The following is an 18,206-nucleotide window of genomic DNA, read 5'->3' as shown; positions in this document are numbered from 1 at the left end:
TAGCTTTCAGGAATTGATAAAAAATTACTGTAACAGTTTTTGATATAAAGGTAGGGATATGAACCGTTTTAAAAAATCAAAATATGTCATTATTATTTTTGTCACCGTTCTGCTTGTGTCAGCTCTCTTAGCGACGACTTATTCAAGTACAATTGTGACAAAATTAGGGGATGGAATCTCATTGGTTGATAGAGTTGTACAAAAACCTTTTCAGTGGTTTGATTCTGTCGAATCAGATTTGGCTCATTTGACACGAACATATAATGAAAATGAAAGTTTGAAGAAACAGATTTACCAATTAGAAGTGAAATCAAATGAGGCGGAAAGTTTAAAGACAGAAAATGAACAATTGCGCCAATTGCTTGATATGAAGTCCAAGTTGCAAGCCACAAAGACTTTAGCAGCGGATGTTATTATGCGTTCTCCAGTATCTTGGAAACAGGAATTGACCTTGGATGTAGGTAAATCAAAAGGGGCTTCTGAGAATATGTTAGCCATTGCAAATGGTGGCTTGATTGGGAGTGTTTCAAAAGTAGAGGACAACTCTACTATGATCAACCTTCTGACAAATACGGAAAATGCTGATAAGATTTCTGTTAAAATTCAACATGGTTCTACAACAATTTATGGGATTATTGTTGGCTATGACAAGGAAAATGACGTTCTTAAAATTAGTCAATTAAATAGTAATAGTGATATTAGTGCGGGTGATAAGGTGACCACTGGTGGATTAGGAAACTTTAACGTTGCTGATATTCCAGTTGGTGAAGTGGTTGCTACAACGCATAGTACGGACTATTTGACACGAGAAGTAACTGTTAAATTGAGTGCAGATACTCATAATGTGCATGTGATAGAATTGGTGGGGAATTCATAATGAGACAGTTGAAGCGGGTTGGAGTGTTTTTATTGCTTCCTTTCTTTGTTCTAATTGATGCCCATATTAGCCAGCTTTTGGGCTCATTTTTTCCCCATGTACATTTGGCTAGTCATTTTCTGTTTTTATTTCTCTTATTTGAGACGATAGAAGTATCAGAGTACCTCTATTTAGCCTATTGTTTTCTAGTGGGTTTGGTTTATGACATTTACTTTTTCCACTTGATAGGGATTGCGACTCTGTTGTTCGTCTTGTTGGGGGTATTTCTCCATAAATTTAATAGTGTTATTTTATTGAATCGTTGGACGAGAATGTTAGCAATTATTGTCATGACTTTTCTATTTGAGATGGGGGTATATATACTTGCAATAGTGGTAGGTCTAACTGTGGATAGTATGTCTTTGTTCATAGTCTATAGTTTAGTACCATCAATGATTTTAAATCTTATATGGATGATTGTTTTTCAGTTTATTTTTGAAAAATTTTATCTATGAGAAAGAAATACAAATGTAATAAAGGCGTAATATTTATTATGTCTTTTTTTGGTATACTAGTATTGTCTTAAATAGAAGGAGTATCTACGTACTATGAAGAAAAAAATCTTAGCGTCACTTTTACTAAGTACAGTAATGGTTTCTCAAGTTGCTGTTTTAACAACTGCGCATGCAGAAACTACTGATGACAAAATTGCTGCTCAAGATAATAAAATTAGTAATTTAACAGCGCAACAACAAGAAGCTCAAAAACAAGTTGATCAAATTCAGGAGCAAGTATCTGCTATTCAAACAGAGCAATCAAACTTGCAATCTGAGAATGATAGACTACAAGCAGAATCTAGAAAACTTGAGGGTGAAATTACAGAACTTTCTAAGAATATTGTATCTCGTAATGATTCGTTGCAAAAACAAGCTCGTAGTGCTCAAACAAATGGAGCTGCAACAAGTTACATAAATACAATTGTAAATTCAAAATCGATTACAGAAGCTATTTCACGTGTTGCTGCAATGAGCGAAATCGTATCTGCAAACAATAAGATGTTGGAACAACAAAAAGCAGATAAAAAAGCTATTTCTGAAAAACAAGTAGCAAATAATGATGCAATTAATACAGTTATTGCAAATCAACAAAAATTAGCTGATGATGCTCAAACATTAACTACAAAACAAGCAGAATTGAAAGCTGCAGAATTGAATCTTGCTGCTGAAAAGGCTACAGCAGAGGATGAAAAAGCAAGTTTACTTGAGAAAAAAGCTGCAGCGGAAGCAGAAGCTAAAGCAGCTGCAGAAGCAGAAGCTGCTTATAAAGCTAAACAAGCAAGTCAAGAACAAACAGTTGTTGCTTCTGGGAATACAACTTTCACAGCAGAAGTTCAAGCAGTCTCTGAATCATCTTCAAGCTATACTCCTGCACTAGTGAAACATCATCCAACATATAGCACAAATGCGTCAAGTTATCCAACTGGTGAGTGTACATGGGGAGCTAAGACATTGGCACCTTGGGCTGGAGACTACTGGGGTAATGGAGCACAGTGGGCTACAAGTGCAGCTGCAGCAGGATTCCGTACAGGTTCTACACCTCAAGTTGGTGCGATTGCATGTTGGAATGATGGTGGATATGGACACGTAGCCGTAGTTACAGCTGTTTCATCATCAACAAGTATCCAAGTATCTGAATCAAACTATGGTGGAAACCGTACAATCGGAAATAAACGTGGTTGGTTCAATCCTACTACAACTTCAGAAGGTTTTGTAACATATATCTATCCAAACTAATGAATGAAACGAAGAGGCTCTATTCGAGTCTCTTTTATGATGATTTATGTAGTGAACTTACTTTAAAAATCTACTAAAATAGCTTGAAAATATTGAAAAAGTATGGTAAAATGAAACTTGTCGTGTGAACGATAATACTCATTCTTGATGAATTGTGAAACAGTTGCCCTTGGGTCGTTTTGCGAGTTGAAGTCAAGAAGAGGAAAAAAACAAAAAGGAGAAATACTCATGGCAGTAATTTCAATGAAACAACTTCTTGAGGCTGGTGTACACTTTGGTCACCAAACTCGTCGCTGGAACCCTAAGATGGCTAAGTACATCTTCACTGAGCGTAACGGAATCCACGTTATCGACTTGCAACAAACTGTAAAATACGCTGACCAAGCATACGACTTTATGCGTGATGCAGCAGCTAACGATGCAGTTGTATTGTTCGTTGGTACTAAGAAACAAGCAGCTGATGCAGTTGCTGAAGAAGCAGTACGTTCAGGTCAATACTTCATCAACCACCGTTGGTTGGGTGGAACTCTTACAAACTGGGGAACAATCCAAAAACGTATCGCTCGTTTGAAAGAGATCAAACGTATGGAAGAAGATGGGACTTTCGAAGTTCTTCCTAAGAAAGAAGTTGCACTTCTTAACAAACAACGTGCACGTCTTGAAAAATTCTTGGGTGGTATCGAAGATATGCCTCGTATCCCAGATGTTATGTACGTAGTTGACCCACATAAAGAGCAAATCGCTGTTAAAGAAGCTAAAAAATTGGGAATTCCAGTTGTAGCGATGGTGGACACAAACACGGATCCAGATGATATCGATGTAATAATCCCAGCTAATGATGACGCTATCCGCGCTGTTAAATTGATTACAGCTAAATTGGCTGACGCTATCATCGAAGGACGTCAAGGTGAAGATGCAGCAGCGGTTGAAGCAGAATTTGTAGCTTCAGAAGCTCAAGCAGATTCAATCGAAGAAATCGTTGAAGTTGTAGAAGGCGACAACGCTTAATTCATATAAATAGTAATTACCTAGGAGGGCGGGGCTTAGCCCGGCTCTCCTATTTTTAAAAAATATAGGAGAATCAAAATGGCAGAAATTACAGCTAAACTTGTAAAAGAGTTGCGTGAAAAATCTGGTGCCGGTGTTATGGACGCTAAAAAAGCGCTTGTAGAAACAGACGGTGACATCGAAAAAGCGATTGAATTGCTTCGTGAAAAAGGTATGGCTAAGGCAGCTAAGAAGGCTGACCGTGTTGCTGCAGAAGGTTTGACTGGTGTTTATGTTAACGGTAATGTTGCAGCAGTTATTGAAGTAAACGCTGAAACTGACTTCGTTGCGAAAAACGCTCAATTCGTTGAATTGGTAAATACTTCAGCTAAAGTTATTGCTGAAGGAAAACCTGCTAACAATGAAGAAGCACTTGCTTTGACAATGCCTTCAGGTGAAACTCTTGAAGCTGCATACGTATCTGCAACAGCAACTATCGGAGAAAAAATCTCATTCCGTCGCTTTGCATTGATTGAAAAAACAGATGCACAACACTTTGGAGCTTACCAACATAACGGTGGACGTATCGGTGTTATTTCAGTTGTTGAAGGTGGAGACGAAGCTCTTGCTAAACAATTGTCAATGCATATTGCAGCGATGAAACCAACTGTTCTTTCTTATAAAGAATTGGATGAGCAATTCGTTAAAGATGAGTTGGCACAATTGAACCACGTTATCGACCAAGACAACGAAAGCCGTGCAATGGTTAACAAACCAGCTCTTCCACACTTGAAGTATGGATCAAAAGCTCAATTGACTGATGAAGTAATTGCTCAAGCTGAAGCTGATATCAAAGTTGAGTTAGCTGCAGAAGGTAAACCAGAAAAAATCTGGGACAAAATCATCCCAGGTAAAATGGATCGCTTCATGCTTGACAACACTAAAGTTGACCAAGCTTACACACTTCTTGCACAAGTTTACATCATGGATGACAGCAAGACAGTTGAAGCATACCTTGAATCAGTTAACGCTTCAGTAGTTGAGTTTGCTCGCTTTGAAGTTGGTGAAGGTATCGAAAAAGCTGCAAATGACTTCGAAGCTGAAGTTGCAGCTACAATGGCAGCAGCCTTGAATAACTAATAATAAAAAGGAAGCCAAATTGCTTCCTTTTTATTATGCAGTCGATCCCTATAGGGAGATGTTCCTATTTTTAAGGTATAAATAAAAAGCCCTATAATAAGGGCCAATTGTATTTAGGAGACTAAACTTCAAATTCATAGAGTGCTGTGGAGAGATAACGTTCACCGTTATCTGGTGCTAGAGCAAGGACTTTTTTACCTGTACCTAATTTTTTGGCAATCTCGATGGCTCCGTAGATAGCTGCAGCTGAAGAAATCCCTACAAGGAAACCTTCTTTTCCACCAATTTCACGGCCGAGTGCTAGAGCATCGTCTGACGTTACACGAACGATACCATCATAAGCCTTTGTATCCAGTGTATCAGGAATAAATCCAGCTGATATACCTTGAATTTTGTGAGGACCAGGTTTTTCACCAGATAGAATAGCAGATTCATCAGCTTCCACTGCATAAACTTGAATGTTTGAATTTGCTGATTTGAGTGCATGAGAAACACCAGAAATTGTTCCACCGGTACCCACTCCAGCAACAAAGGCATCTAATCCATCTTTACCGAAAGCAGCTAGTATCTCAGCTCCTGTTGTTCTTTCGTGTACTTCTGGATTTGCTGGGTTGTCAAATTGAAGAGGAAGGAAACCATCACGTTCAGCAGCGATTTCTTGAGCCTTAGCAATAGCACCTTTCATTCCTTCGCTACCAGGCGTAAGGACGAGTTCAGCACCATAGGCTTGGATAATCTTACGTCGTTCCACACTCATAGTTTCAGGCATAACGATAACAACTTTATACCCTTTAGCAGCCCCTACCCATGAAAGTCCAATACCAGTGTTTCCACTTGTTGCTTCAACAATAGTAGAACCAGGTTTCAGAATACCGTCTTGTTCAGCTTTTTCAATCATGCTAAGGGCAATACGGTCTTTTACAGATGAACCAGGATTAAATGCTTCAAGCTTTACATAGACGTCCGCAGCACCTTCTGGAACAATGTTGTTGAGTTTAACAATCGGTGTTTGTCCGATTAGTTCAGTAATGTTGTTATAAATAGCCATAATACACCTCTTTGTATAAGATATTTCTAGTATAACGCTATCTATACCATTTGTAAAATATAGAAATCCTATCGAAGTGATAGGATTTTTTTATATCATAGGTTTAAGCTGTTAATTTTCAAGCGATTGTGATAAGCTAATTCTAGTAAATAGGTGTAAAGTGGAACGATATCCGTTTTCTTAGGAAATTCAAATTTATGAGCACTAAAATGCTCATTATGTGCTTTTAGAAAGACATTTTCTAAATAAGTAATAGTAATTTCACTATCATCTATACCTGCTCCTGCAGTTTCCATTTCAATGTTAATAATGTTCATTAAAAAGATTGATTTAATAGACATCTTACGACTGCTAGCGCCTTGTTTATCTGTAAAGATAATACGGATATTTGTAAATAAATTGAGTCACGAATCAGTTTATATCCACTTTAAATTTCTTCATTTTCTAGTAGATATTGTCCATATTATTTGATAAGAGTTTCTTTATTTTGCTCGCTAAAGTTATCAGCTAATCCTTGAATGAATTTACCAAATGCCATATTTTTCTCCTTTGTTTACAATAAGTTTACAGGAACTTCAACTTCACGTAAACCTTGATCAGTTAAGGTAACTTTTCCATGAAAAAACTCTACAAGTGCAGCTTTAATATTTTCTTTTTCCTCTTTATTAACATAAATCATCGTATCGACTTGATCTGTAAAGTTTGTATCCAGCTCTATGAGATTATGTTCTTTAAGGAAGTTACTGTACTCTTGGTACTGAGCGTAAGACAACTGAATAGCAATGCCAGCTTGTTCCTTTGTTTCAATGATGCCAATTTCTTTGACAGCTAAGGCAACACTGCTTGCGTAAGCACGAATCAATCCTCCAGCGCCTAGTTTAATACCACCAAAGTAGCGTGTCACTACCACACAGACATTAGTAAGATTGTGATTCTCTAGTACCCCAAGCATGGGAACTCCAGCAGTACCACTGGGTTCACCATCATCACTTGTCCGTTTAATTTCACTACGTTCCCCAATGATAAAGGCTGAGCAGTTATGCGTAGCTTTGTAGTGTTCCTTTTTAATGGCAGTAATGAAGTCGCGAGCTTCTTCTTCGCTATAAACACGCTTAGCATGACAGATAAAGCGTGATTTTTTGATTTCTTCTTGGACTTGACCGTCCTCTTTAATTGTTCTAAATTCCATGATTTAATTGTACTAAAAAATCATTTAAAGCGCTAGGTTTTTACGAATAAAGAAGTATGAAAGTAAATCCAAATTATCTCGGTCGTTTGTTTACTGAGAATGAATTAACTAAAGAGGAATGTCAGTTAGCAGAGAAACTTCCAGCAATGAGAAAGGAGAAGGGGAAAGTTTTCTGTCAACGTTGTAATAGTGCTATTTTAGATGAATGGTATTTGCCTATCGGTGCTTACTATTGTCGGGAATGCTTGATTATGAAGAGAGTTAGGAGTGATCAATCTTTATACTATTTCCCACAGGAGGATTTTCCGAAGCAAGATGTTCTTAAATGGCGTGGTCAATTAACTCCTTTTCAAGAGAAGGTATCAGAGGGGCTGATTCGAGCAGTAGATAAGCAGGAGCCAACCTTGGTTCACGCTGTAACAGGAGCTGGAAAGACGGAGATGATTTACCAAGTTGTGGCTAAGGTGATCAATGCAGGAGGTGCAGTATGTTTGGCCAGTCCTCGCATAGATGTTTGTTTGGAGCTATACAAGCGCCTGCAAGATGATTTTTCTTGCGAGATAGCCCTCCTACATGGAGAATCAGAGCCGTATTTTCGAACACCATTAGTTGTTGCAACGACACATCAATTATTAAAGTTTTATCAAGCTTTTGATTTACTGATAGTGGATGAGGTAGATGCTTTTCCTTATGTTGACAATCCAATTCTTTACCATGCTGTAAAGAATAGTGTAAAGGAGAATGGCATGAGAATCTTTTTAACAGCGACTTCTACCGATGAGTTAGATAGGAAGGTCCGTTTAGGAGAGTTAAAGAGGCTAAGCTTGCCGAGACGATTTCATGGAAATCCGTTGATTATTCCTAAACCTGTCTGGTTATCGGATTTTAATCACTGTTTAGAGAAAAATCGGTTGTCACCAAAGTTAAAGTCCTATATTGAGAAGCAGAGAAAGACAGCTTATCCGTTACTCATTTTTGCTTCAGAAATTAAGAAAGGGGAGCAGTTAAAAGAAATCTTACAGGAGCAATTTCCAAATGAGAAAATTGGATTTGTATCGTCTGTTACGGAAGATCGATTAGAGCAGGTACAAGCATTTAGAGATGGTGTGCTGACTATACTCATCAGCACAACTATTCTAGAGCGTGGTGTGACTTTTCCTCGTGTAGATGTTTTTGTAGTAGAAGCGAATCATCGTCTTTTTACCAAGTCTAGTTTAATACAGATTGGAGGACGTGTCGGTCGGAGTATGGACAGACCGACAGGAGATTTGCTTTTCTTCCATGATGGGTTAAATACTTCAATCAAGAAGGCAATTAAGGAAATTCAGCAGATGAATAAGGAGGCGAGTCTATGAAGTGCTTATTGTGTGGGCAGACTATGAAGGTTGTTTTAACTTTTAGTAGTCTCTTACTTCTGAAAAATGATGATTCTTGTCTTTGTTCAGACTGTGACTCTACTTTTGAGAGGATTGGAGAGGATAACTGTCCAAACTGTATGAAAACAGGGTTGTCAACAAAGTGTCAAGATTGTCAATTTTGGTGTAAAGAAGGAATTGAGGTCAGTCATAGAGCGATTTTTATTTACAATCAAGCTATGAAGGATTTTTTCAGTCGGTATAAGTTTGATGGAGACTTCCTTTTAAGAAAAGTTTTTGCTTTAGTTTTAAGTGAGGAGTTAAAAAAGTACAAAGGGTACCAATTTGTTGTAATTCCCCTAAGTCCTGAAAGATTGCTTGAGAGGGGATTTAATCAGGTTGAGGGCTTGGTAGAGGCAGCAGGTTTTTCGTATCTGGATTTAATAGAGAAAAGAGAAGAAAGAGCCAGTTCTTCTAAAAGTCGCTCAGAACGCTTGGAGACAGAACTTCCTTTCTTTGTCAAAAGTGGAATCACTATTCCTAAAAAAATCCTACTTATAGATGATATCTATACTACTGGAACAACTATAAATCGTGTGAAGAAACTATTGGAAGAAGCTGGTGCTGAGGATGTAAAAACATTTTCCCTTGTAAGATGAGGAAAAAATTTGCAAAAATAAAATGAAAGCGTTATAATAAAATCAGAAAAACAAAAATGTTTAGAAAGAAGGTACTCATATGATTAAATATAGTATCCGTGGTGAAAACCTAGAAGTAACAGAAGCAATTCGTGATTATGTAGTTTCTAAACTCGAAAAGATCGAAAAGTATTTTCAAGCTGAACAAGAGCTGGATGCTCGAGTTAACTTGAAGGTGTATCGTGAAAAAACTGCTAAAGTGGAAGTAACGATTCCGCTTGGCTCTATTACTCTTCGTGCAGAAGATGTGTCTCAAGATATGTATGGTTCAATTGACCTTGTAACTGATAAAATTGAACGTCAGATTCGTAAAAATAAAACAAAAATCGAGCGTAAAAATAAAAATAAGGTAGCAACTAGTCAATTATTTACAGATGCTTTGGTGGAAGATACAAATGTTGTCCAGTCTAGAGTTGTTCGTTCAAAACAAATTGATTTAAAACCAATGGATTTGGAAGAAGCTATTCTACAGATGGATTTATTGGGACATGATTTCTTTATCTATGTGGATGTTGAAGATCAAACAACCAATGTGATTTATCGTCGTGAGGATGGCGAAATTGGTTTGTTAGAGGTTAAAGAATCTTAATTAGAGCATGTGTAAAGGTAGGTTTACTGATTTGTAAACCTCCTTTTTCTTATAATTGATAGAATTACTGATTACACTTTTAAAAAGTCGCTTTTTGGTGGTTATTATGGTATAATGGGTGCCAAGAGGTTTGGAATGAAAAAATTTTATATAAGTCCTATTTTCCCCTTAATATTAGGAATAGTGGCGTTCGGAGTGCTATCTGTGCAACTTGTTTTTGTAACGAATACACTGGTAACGCTATTTATTTTGCTACTTATTTTGGGTTCATATATTTTACTATTCATCCATCAGAGAGACTACTACTCAAAGAATGAAGTAGAACAAATCCAGTATGTAAACCACCAAGCTGAAGATAGTTTGACAACCTTGTTAGAACAGATGCCTGTCGGAGTTATTAAACTAGACTTATCGTCAGGTGAGGTTGAATGGTTCAATCCTTATGCTGAATTGATCTTGACTAATGAAGTGGGCGAAATTGATGTGGCGTTAATTCAAACAATTATCAAGGCATCGGTAGGAAATCCGGGATCTTATGCCACCTTGGGGGAGACCCGTTATTCGGTTCATATGGACAAGGTGTCTGGAGTTCTTTACTTCTTTGATGTGTCTGGAGAATACGAAGCGACTGTTGAGTTAGTAACGAGTCGACCTGTGATTGGGATTGTTTCTGTTGACAACTATGATGACTTAGAAGATGAAACATCGGAGTCTGATATCAGTCATATCAATAGTTTTGTAGCCAATTTTGTTTCAGAATTTGCTGGGAAGCATGCCATGTTCTCTCGTCGAGTGAGTATGGACCGTTTTTATCTATTTACGGACTATACAGTACTTGAGGAATTGATGGGTGATAAATTTTCTGTTATCGATGCTTTCAGAGAAGAGTCGAAACAGAGACAGTTGCCATTGACCTTAAGTATGGGATTTTCTTATGGCGATGGGAATCATGATGAAATAGGGAAAGTTGCTTTGCTCAACTTAAACTTGGCTGAAGTGCGTGGTGGCGACCAGGTGGTTGTCAAGGAAAACGACGAAACGAAAAATCCAGTTTATTTTGGTGGTGGGTCTGCTGCCTCAATCAAGCGTACTCGTACCCGTACGCGTGCTATGATGACGGCTATTTCAGATAAGATTCGAAGTGTAGATCAGGTTTTTGTAGTTGGTCACAAAAATCTGGATATGGATGCTTTGGGCTCTGCTGTAGGTATGCAGTTATTTGCTAGTAATGTGACTGAAAATAGTTATGCTCTTTATGATGAAGAACAAATGTCGCCAGATATTGAACGGGCTGTTTCATTTTTAGAAAAAGAAGGAGTTACGAAGTTGTTGTCTGTTAAGGATGCAATGGGGATGGTGACCAATCGTTCTTTGTTGATTCTTGTAGACCATTCAAAGACAGCTTTAACTTTATCAAAAGATTTTTATGATTTATTTACCCAAACCATCGTCATTGACCACCATCGAAGGGATCAGGATTTCCCAGACAATGCAGTTATCACTTATATCGAAAGTGGTGCAAGTAGTGCCAGTGAGTTGGTAACGGAATTGATTCAGTTCCAGAATTCTAAGAAAAATCGTTTGAGTCGTATGCAAGCAAGTGTCTTAATGGCTGGTATGATGTTGGATACTAAAAATTTCACCTCACGAGTGACTAGTCGGACATTTGATGTTGCTAGCTATCTCAGAACGCGCGGAAGCGATAGTATTGCTATCCAGGAAATGGCTGCGACGGATTTTGAAGAATATCGTGAGGTCAATGAACTGATTTTACAGGGACGTAAATTAGGTTCAGATGTGCTGATAGCAGAGGCTACGGACTCGAAATGCTATGATACAGTTGTTATTAGTAAGGCAGCAGATGCCATGTTAGCTATGTCAGGTATTGAAGCGAGTTTTGTTCTTGCGAAGAATACACAAGGATTTATCTCTATCTCAGCTCGCAGTCGTAGTAAACTGAATGTACAACGGATTATGGAAGAGCTGGGGGGTGGAGGCCACTTTAATTTAGCTGCAGCTCAAATTAAGGATTCAACCTTGTCAGAAGCAGGTGAAAAACTGATAGAAATTGTATTAAATGAAATAAAGGAAAAGGAGAAAGAAGAATGAAAGTAATCTTTTTAGCAGATGTTAAAGGAAAAGGTAAAAAAGGCGAAATTAAGGAAGTACCAACAGGGTATGCACAAAACTTTCTTATCAAAAAGAATCTAGCAAAAGAAGCGACTGCTCAAGCTGTAGGTGAACTTCGTGGTAAACAAAAATCTGAAGAAAAAGCTCACGCTGAGATGATTGCAGAAGCAAAAGCAATTAAAGCCCAACTAGAAGCAGAAGAAACTATTGTAGAATTTGTTGAAAAGGTTGGTCCAGATGGTCGTACCTTTGGTTCCATTACCAATAAGAAAATTGCAGAAGAATTGCAAAAGCAATTTGGAATTAAGATTGATAAACGTCATATTCAAGTACAAGCTCCGATTCGAGCAGTTGGTTTGATCGATGTACCAGTGAAAATTTATCAAGATATCACAAGTGTAATCAATCTTCGTGTGAAAGAAGGGTAAATTTACACTTTCTTGACAAGATTGTAAAAGGAAGGGAAGTCTGATGGCAGAAGTAGAAGAGTTACGAGTACAACCTCAAGATATCTTAGCTGAGCAATCCGTTTTAGGGGCTATCTTTATTGACGAGAGTAAGCTTGTTTTTGTGCGAGAATATATTGAGTCTCGGGACTTTTTTAAGTATGCCCATCGTTTGATTTTCCAAGCTATGGTCGATTTATCCGATCGTGGCGATGCTATAGATGCAACAACGGTTCGTACCATTCTTGATAATCAAGGGGATTTACAGAATATTGGTGGCCTGTCTTACTTGGTTGAGATTGTCAATTCTGTGCCAACTTCTGCTAATGCGGAGTATTATGCTAAAATTGTTGCAGAAAAGGCTATGTTACGGCGATTAATTTCCAAGTTGACAGAGTCTGTCAATCAAGCTTACGAGGCTTCGCAACCAGCTGATGAAATCATTGCTCAGGCAGAAAAAGGCCTGATTGATGTCAGTGAAAATGCAAATCGAAGTGGATTTAAAAACATTCGAGATGTATTGAATGTCAACTTTGGAAATCTGGAGGCTCGCTCGCAACAAACGACCGATATTACAGGTATTGCGACAGGTTATCGTGACTTGGATCATATGACGACTGGACTTCATGAGGAGGAGTTGATTATCCTAGCAGCCCGTCCGGCGGTTGGTAAGACGGCCTTTGCCTTGAATATTGCTCAGAATATTGGGACTAAGTTAGACAAAACGGTTGCTATTTTTTCACTCGAAATGGGTGCGGAAAGTCTAGTGGATCGTATGCTTGCGGCAGAAGGTTTGGTGGAATCGCATTCTATCCGTACAGGTCAATTGACCGATGAGGAATGGCAAAAGTATACCATTGCTCAAGGCAATTTGGCTAATGCAAGTATCTACATTGATGATACGCCAGGAATTCGGATTACAGAGATTCGTTCTCGTTCACGTAAATTAGCTCAAGAAACTGGAAATCTTGGTTTGATTTTGATAGACTATTTGCAGCTTATCACGGGAACTGGTCGAGAAAATCGTCAACAAGAGGTTTCAGAAATTTCACGTCAGTTGAAAATCCTAGCCAAGGAACTGAAAGTTCCAGTAATCGCTCTAAGTCAGCTTTCTCGTGGTGTAGAACAACGTCAGGATAAGAGACCGGTCTTGTCTGATATTCGTGAATCTGGGTCTATTGAGCAGGACGCTGATATCGTAGCCTTTCTTTATCGCGACGACTACTATGAGCGTGGTGGTGAAGAAGAGGAAGGCATACCAAATAATAAGGTAGAAGTTATTATTGAGAAAAACCGCAGTGGAGCTCGTGGAACAGTGGAATTGATTTTCCAAAAAGAATATAATAAATTTTCAAGTATCTCAAAGAGGGAGGCATAAGATGTCAGATGCATTTACAGATGTAGCCAAGATGAAAAAAATCAAAGAAGAGATCAAGGCACATGAGGGACAAGTCGTAGAAATGACTTTGGAGAATGGTCGTAAGCGCCAAAAAAATAGATTGGGCAAGCTAATTGAGGTTTATCCATCCCTATTTATCGTTGAATTTGGAAACGTTGAAGGAGATAAACAAGCTAATGTTTACGTTGAATCCTTTACTTACTCAGATATCCTTACAGAAAAGAATTTGATTCATTATCTTGACTAAAGTGAGAAATTTTCTCACTTTTTCTTTTTTTCTCCGAATAGTTTAAGTGAAGGTAATCTTCGATTTATATTATTTTTTAAGGAGGAAGAATGAAAGTTTTACCATTCAAAGTAACAGAGACAGGATTTTCTTTTAGAAAATCAGTTAAAAAGGTTGTTCCTTTTTTAGTAGTAGGATTGATGCTAGCAGCGGGTGATAGTGTATATGCCTATTCCGGAGGAAATGGATCGATTGCGCGTGGGGATGATTATCCTACTTATTATAAAAATGGGAGTCAGGAGATTGATAAGTGGCGGATGTATTCTCGTCAGTGTACTTCTTTTGCAGCTTTTCGTTTGAGTAATGTCAATGGTTTTGAGATTCCGGCAGCTTATGGAAATGCGAATGAATGGGGCTATCGTGCTCGTCGTGAAGGATATCGTGTAGACAATACACCAGCTATTGGCTCCATTGCTTGGTCTACTGCAGGAACTTATGGTCATGTTGCTTGGGTGTCAAATGTAGTGGGAGATGAGATTGAGATTGAAGAATACAACTATGGAATAAGGGAATCTTACAATAAGCGCGTCGTTAAAGCCAATACTATGACTGGTTTTATTCATTTTAAAGATTTGGCTGGTGGCAGTGTTGGAAATAGTCAATCCTCAACTTCAACAGGGGGAACACATTATTTTAAGGCTAAGGCTGCTATCAAAAATCAGCCTCTAGCTAGCGCAACTGCGATTGATTACTATTATCCTGGGGAGAATGTTCATTATGATCAAATTCTCGAAAAAGATGGATACAAGTGGTTGAGTTATACATCTTATAACGGAAGTCGTCGCTATATTCAGCTAGAGGGGGTGACTTCTTCACAGAATTATCAGAATCAATCAGGAAATAGCTCTAGCTATGGATCCAATAGTAGTTCAACTGTTGGTTGGAAGAAAATAAATGGTAGTTGGTATCACTTCAAATCAAATGGTTCTAAATCAACGGGATGGCTGAAAGATGGTTCTAGCTGGTATTATTTGAAATCATCTGGTGAAATGCAGACAGGATGGTTAAAGGAGAATGGCTCGTGGTATTATCTAGATAGTTCAGGGGCAATGAAAACAGGATGGTATCAAGTTTCTGGTAAGTGGTATTATTCTTACTCTTCAGGTGCCTTAGCTGTTAATACGACGGTGGATGGCTACAGAGTAAACAGTGATGGAGAACGAGTATAGAAAATTGGGGCAGGAAAAATTTCCTGCTCTTTTCTGTAAGCAGTTTCCTTGACATTTTTTTTATTTTGCGCTATCATATGTCCATATAATATATGGGAGTCTGTGTACAGTCTGAGAGGAAGCGTTAAGCTTCGACCGCACCTGATCTGGGTAATGCCGGCGTAGGGAACGATACTTAGTCTATTCTTGACCTTTTTCCATATATGGTAAAGGTTTTTCTTTTTGTCAAAGGAAAACGAGAAGAGGAGGTTCTTATGAAAGCAAGCATCGCCTTGCAAATTTTACCCCTATCACAGGGGATTGATCGGATTGCTGTTATCGATCAAGTCATTGCTTATCTGCAAGCTCAAGAGGTGACTATGGTGGTGACACCATTTGAAACGGTCTTGGAAGGGGAGTTTGATGAGCTCATGCGCATTCTCAAAGAAGCGCTGGAAGTGGCAGGGCAGGAGGCAGATAATGTCTTTGCCAATGTCAAAATAAATGTAGGAGAGATTTTAAGTATTGATGAGAAACTTGAAAAGTATACTGAGACGACACATTAGTCTATTGGGTTTTCTCGGAGTCTTGTCAATTTGGCAGTTAGCAGGTTTTCTTAAACTTCTCCCCAAGTTTATCCTGCCGACACCTCTTGAAATTCTCCAGGCCTTTGTTCGTGATAGAGAATTTCTCTGGCACCATAGCTGGGCCACCTTGAGAGTAGCTTTACTGGGGTTGGTTTTGGGAGTCTTGATTGCCTGTCTCATGGCTGTACTTATGGACAGTTTGACTTGGCTTAATGACCTGATTTACCCAATGATGGTGGTTGTTCAGACTATCCCGACCATTGCCCTAGCTCCTATTCTGGTCTTGTGGCTCGGCTATGGGATTTTGCCCAAGATTGTTTTGATTATCTTGACGACAACCTTCCCTATCATCGTCAGCATTTTGGACGGTTTTAGGCATTGTGACAAGGATATGCTGACCTTGTTTAGTCTGATGCGGGCCAAGCCTTGGCAAATCCTGTGGCATTTTAAAATCCCAGTCAGCTTGCCTTACTTTTATGCAGGTCTGAGGGTCAGTGTCTCCTACGCTTTTATCACAACAGTGGTATCCGAGTGGCTAGGAGGCTTTGAGGGTCTTGGTGTTTATATGATTCAGTCCAAGAAACTGTTTCAGTATGATACCATGTTTGCTATTATTATTCTGGTATCGATTATCAGCCTTTTGGGTATGAAATTTGTCGATATTAGTGAAAAATATGTTATTAAATGGAAACGTTCGTAAAATTAGAATGTTTCAAAAAAGAAAAGAGGAAATCAAAATGAAAAAAACATGGAAAGTGTTTTTAACGCTTGTGACAGCTCTTGTAGCTGTTGTACTTGTGGCCTGTGGTCAAGGAACTGCTTCTAAGGATAATAAGGAAGCAGAACTTAAGAAGATTGACTTTATCCTAGACTGGACACCAAATACCAACCACACAGGGCTTTATGTTGCTAAGGAAAAAGGTTATTTCAAAGAAGCTGGAGTGGATGTTGATTTGAAATTGCCACCAGAAGAAAGTTCTTCTGATTTGGTTATCAATGGCAAGGCACCATTTGCAGTGTATTTCCAAGACTATATGGCTAAAAAATTGGAAAAAGGAGCAGGAATTACTGCCGTTGCAGCTATCGTAGAACACAATACATCAGGAATCATTTCTCGTAAATCTGACAATGTAGCTAGTCCAAAAGACCTGGTTGGTAAGAAATATGGTACATGGAATGACCCAACTGAGCTTGCTATGTTGAAAACCTTGGTAGAATCACAAGGTGGGGACTTTGAGAAGGTTGAAAAAGTACCAAATAACGACTCAAACTCTATCACACCAATTGCTAATGGAGTATTTGATACTGCATGGATCTACTACGGATGGGATGGTATCCTTGCAAAATCTCAAGGTGTAGATGCTAACTTCTTGTACTTGAAAGACTATGTCAAGGAGTTTGACTACTACTCACCAGTTATCATCGCAAACAACGACTACCTTAAAGACAACAAAGAAGAAGCGCGCAAAGTTATCCAAGCTATCAAAAAAGGTTACCAATATGCTATGGAGCATCCAGAGGAAGCGGCAGATATCCTCATCAAGAATGCACCTGAACTTCAGGAAAAACGTGACTTTGTCATCGAATCTCAAAAATACTTGTCAAAAGAATACGCAAGCGACAAGGAAAAATGGGGTCAATTTGATGCAGCTCGCTGGAATGCCTTCTACAAATGGGATAGAGAAAATGGTATCCTCAAAGAAGATTTGACAGACAAAGGCTTCACCAACGAATTTGTGAAATAATGACAGAAATTAGACTAGAACACGTCAGTTATGCCTATGGTCAAGATAGGATTTTAGAGGACATTCACCTGCAGGTGACTTCAGGTGAAGTGGTTTCCATTCTGGGCCCAAGTGGTGTAGGGAAGACCACCCTCTTTAACTTAATTGCGGGGATTTTAGAAGTTCAGTCAGGGAGAATTGTCCTTGATGGTGAAGAAAATCCTAAGGGGCGCGTGAGTTATATGTTGCAAAAGGATCTGCTCTTAGAGCACAAGACGGTACTTGGTAATATCATTTTGCCCCTCTTGATTCAAAAAGTGGATAAGGCAGAAGCTATTGCTCGCGCAGATGACATTCTTGCGACCTTCCAGTTGACAGCTGTAAGAGATAAATACCCTCATGAACTCAGTGGTGGGATGCGCCAGCGTGTGGCCTTGCTTCGTACCTATCTTTTTGGGCACAAGCTCTTTCTCTTAGATGAAGCCTTTAGCGCCTTGGATGAGATGACCAAGATGGAACTACACGCTTGGTACCTTGAGATTCACAAGCAGTTGCAACTGACAACATTGATTATTACTCATAGTATCGAGGAGGCCCTTAGTCTCAGCGACCGCATCTATATCTTGAAAAATCGCCCTGGGCAGATTGTTTCAGAAATTAAACTAGATTGGTCTGGAGACGAGGACAAGGAAGTCCAAAAGATTGCCTACAAACGTCAAATTTTAGCAGAATTAGGCTTAGATAAGTAGAAAAATAGGGAGTTGGTGAAGATTATCCTTTACCAGCGCCCTTTTTCTTTTAAAAATAAGAAAATTTCGGTATAATAGTCAA

19 protein-coding genes, 1 pseudogene and 1 riboswitch are annotated in these 18,206 nt (G+C 38.7%); of the genes and pseudogenes, 17 read left to right on the top strand and 3 right to left on the bottom strand.

The window, feature by feature from the left end; all coding sequences use genetic code 11:
• Positions 1–58: 58 nt before the first annotated feature.
• From mreC to tsf, 5 genes are all read left to right on the top strand, one after another.
• Positions 59–877, top strand: coding sequence for a rod shape-determining protein MreC (mreC, locus tag RWP09_RS01820; RefSeq protein ID WP_314433393.1), 819 nt, complete (start codon positions 59–61; stop codon positions 875–877).
• Positions 877–1,371 (top strand): rod shape-determining protein MreD, encoded by a 495-nt coding sequence (gene mreD / locus RWP09_RS01815; RefSeq protein ID WP_314433391.1) that lies wholly within the window; start codon positions 877–879, stop codon positions 1,369–1,371. Before mreC ends, mreD begins: the two co-directional genes overlap by 1 nt.
• A gap of 93 nt (positions 1,372–1,464) precedes the next feature.
• Positions 1,465–2,649, top strand: a complete 1,185-nt coding sequence (gene pcsB, locus RWP09_RS01810) for a peptidoglycan hydrolase PcsB (protein ID WP_314433389.1) — start codon at positions 1,465–1,467, stop codon at positions 2,647–2,649.
• 228 nt (positions 2,650–2,877) lie between these two features.
• Positions 2,878–3,657: a 30S ribosomal protein S2 gene (gene rpsB / locus RWP09_RS01805; protein ID WP_060806019.1), complete on the top strand. Its 780-nt coding sequence runs from the start codon at positions 2,878–2,880 to the stop codon at positions 3,655–3,657.
• 78 nt (positions 3,658–3,735) lie between these two features.
• Positions 3,736–4,776, top strand: a complete 1,041-nt coding sequence (gene tsf, locus RWP09_RS01800; protein WP_314433386.1) for a translation elongation factor Ts — start codon at positions 3,736–3,738, stop codon at positions 4,774–4,776.
• A 121-nt stretch (positions 4,777–4,897) separates the two neighbouring features.
• Here the strand turns inward: tsf and cysK are convergent, their stop codons facing one another.
• The 3 genes and pseudogenes from cysK to RWP09_RS01785 all read right to left on the bottom strand — a co-directional run bounded on the left by cysK (position 4,898) and on the right by RWP09_RS01785 (position 7,013).
• The gene (gene cysK, locus RWP09_RS01795) at positions 4,898–5,824 is read right to left on the bottom strand and encodes a cysteine synthase A (protein WP_314433384.1); all 927 of its coding nucleotides are present in this window, start codon (positions 5,822–5,824) and stop codon (positions 4,898–4,900) included.
• A 95-nt stretch (positions 5,825–5,919) separates the two neighbouring features.
• Positions 5,920–6,362: pseudogene (locus RWP09_RS01790) on the bottom strand (PH domain-containing protein).
• A gap of 15 nt (positions 6,363–6,377) precedes the next feature.
• A complete protein-coding gene (locus tag RWP09_RS01785; protein ID WP_314433382.1) occupies positions 6,378–7,013 on the bottom strand; it encodes a YigZ family protein in 636 nt (211 codons plus the stop codon).
• A 56-nt stretch (positions 7,014–7,069) separates the two neighbouring features.
• Here RWP09_RS01785 and RWP09_RS01780 point away from each other — a divergent pair, with 56 nt between their 5' ends.
• The 12 genes from RWP09_RS01780 (at position 7,070) to RWP09_RS01725 (ending at position 18,124) form a co-directional block, all read left to right on the top strand.
• A complete protein-coding gene (locus RWP09_RS01780) occupies positions 7,070–8,368 on the top strand; it encodes a DEAD/DEAH box helicase (protein WP_314433380.1) in 1,299 nt (432 codons plus the stop codon).
• Positions 8,365–9,027: a ComF family protein gene (locus RWP09_RS01775; RefSeq protein WP_314433378.1), complete on the top strand. Its 663-nt coding sequence runs from the start codon at positions 8,365–8,367 to the stop codon at positions 9,025–9,027. The genes RWP09_RS01780 and RWP09_RS01775 overlap by 4 nt, the downstream gene beginning before the upstream one ends.
• 79 nt (positions 9,028–9,106) lie before the next feature.
• The gene (hpf, locus tag RWP09_RS01770; RefSeq protein WP_004255322.1) at positions 9,107–9,655 is read left to right on the top strand and encodes a ribosome hibernation-promoting factor, HPF/YfiA family; all 549 of its coding nucleotides are present in this window, start codon (positions 9,107–9,109) and stop codon (positions 9,653–9,655) included.
• Between the two features lie 135 nt (positions 9,656–9,790).
• Positions 9,791–11,764 carry a DHH family phosphoesterase gene (locus tag RWP09_RS01765; protein ID WP_314433376.1) on the top strand — a complete coding sequence of 658 codons (1,974 nt, stop codon included), beginning with the start codon at positions 9,791–9,793 and terminating at the stop codon, positions 11,762–11,764.
• Positions 11,761–12,213 (top strand): 50S ribosomal protein L9, encoded by a 453-nt coding sequence (gene rplI, locus RWP09_RS01760; protein WP_000864213.1) that lies wholly within the window; start codon positions 11,761–11,763, stop codon positions 12,211–12,213. Before RWP09_RS01765 ends, rplI begins: the two co-directional genes overlap by 4 nt.
• 43 nt (positions 12,214–12,256) lie before the next feature.
• Complete coding sequence (gene dnaB, locus RWP09_RS01755; protein ID WP_117304656.1) at positions 12,257–13,609, top strand: replicative DNA helicase; 1,353 nt, start codon at positions 12,257–12,259, stop codon at positions 13,607–13,609.
• 1 nt (position 13,610) lies between these two features.
• Complete coding sequence (locus RWP09_RS01750; protein ID WP_001278169.1) at positions 13,611–13,877, top strand: Veg family protein; 267 nt, start codon at positions 13,611–13,613, stop codon at positions 13,875–13,877.
• Between the two features lie 89 nt (positions 13,878–13,966).
• On the top strand, positions 13,967–15,085 hold the full coding sequence (gene cbpD, locus RWP09_RS01745; RefSeq protein ID WP_314433372.1) for a choline binding-anchored murein hydrolase CbpD: 1,119 nt from the start codon (positions 13,967–13,969) through the stop codon (positions 15,083–15,085).
• 82 nt (positions 15,086–15,167) lie between these two features.
• A riboswitch (TPP riboswitch) is annotated at positions 15,168–15,270 on the top strand.
• A 69-nt stretch (positions 15,271–15,339) separates the two neighbouring features.
• A complete protein-coding gene (locus RWP09_RS01740) occupies positions 15,340–15,630 on the top strand; it encodes a thiamine-binding protein (protein WP_000647655.1) in 291 nt (96 codons plus the stop codon).
• A complete protein-coding gene (locus RWP09_RS01735) occupies positions 15,593–16,351 on the top strand; it encodes an ABC transporter permease (RefSeq protein ID WP_314433369.1) in 759 nt (252 codons plus the stop codon). Before RWP09_RS01740 ends, RWP09_RS01735 begins: the two co-directional genes overlap by 38 nt.
• Positions 16,352–16,388: 37 nt before the next feature.
• Positions 16,389–17,396: an ABC transporter substrate-binding protein gene (locus RWP09_RS01730; protein WP_314433367.1), complete on the top strand. Its 1,008-nt coding sequence runs from the start codon at positions 16,389–16,391 to the stop codon at positions 17,394–17,396.
• A complete protein-coding gene (locus tag RWP09_RS01725; protein WP_314433365.1) occupies positions 17,396–18,124 on the top strand; it encodes an ABC transporter ATP-binding protein in 729 nt (242 codons plus the stop codon). The genes RWP09_RS01730 and RWP09_RS01725 overlap by 1 nt, the downstream gene beginning before the upstream one ends.
• Positions 18,125–18,206 lie beyond the last annotated feature (82 nt).

This window comes from uncultured Streptococcus sp. (genome assembly GCF_963521255.1).
GTDB lineage: Bacteria > Bacillota > Bacilli > Lactobacillales > Streptococcaceae > Streptococcus.
Note: the sequence above shows the minus strand (reverse complement) of the source record. Positions and strands in the feature narration are given on the sequence as shown.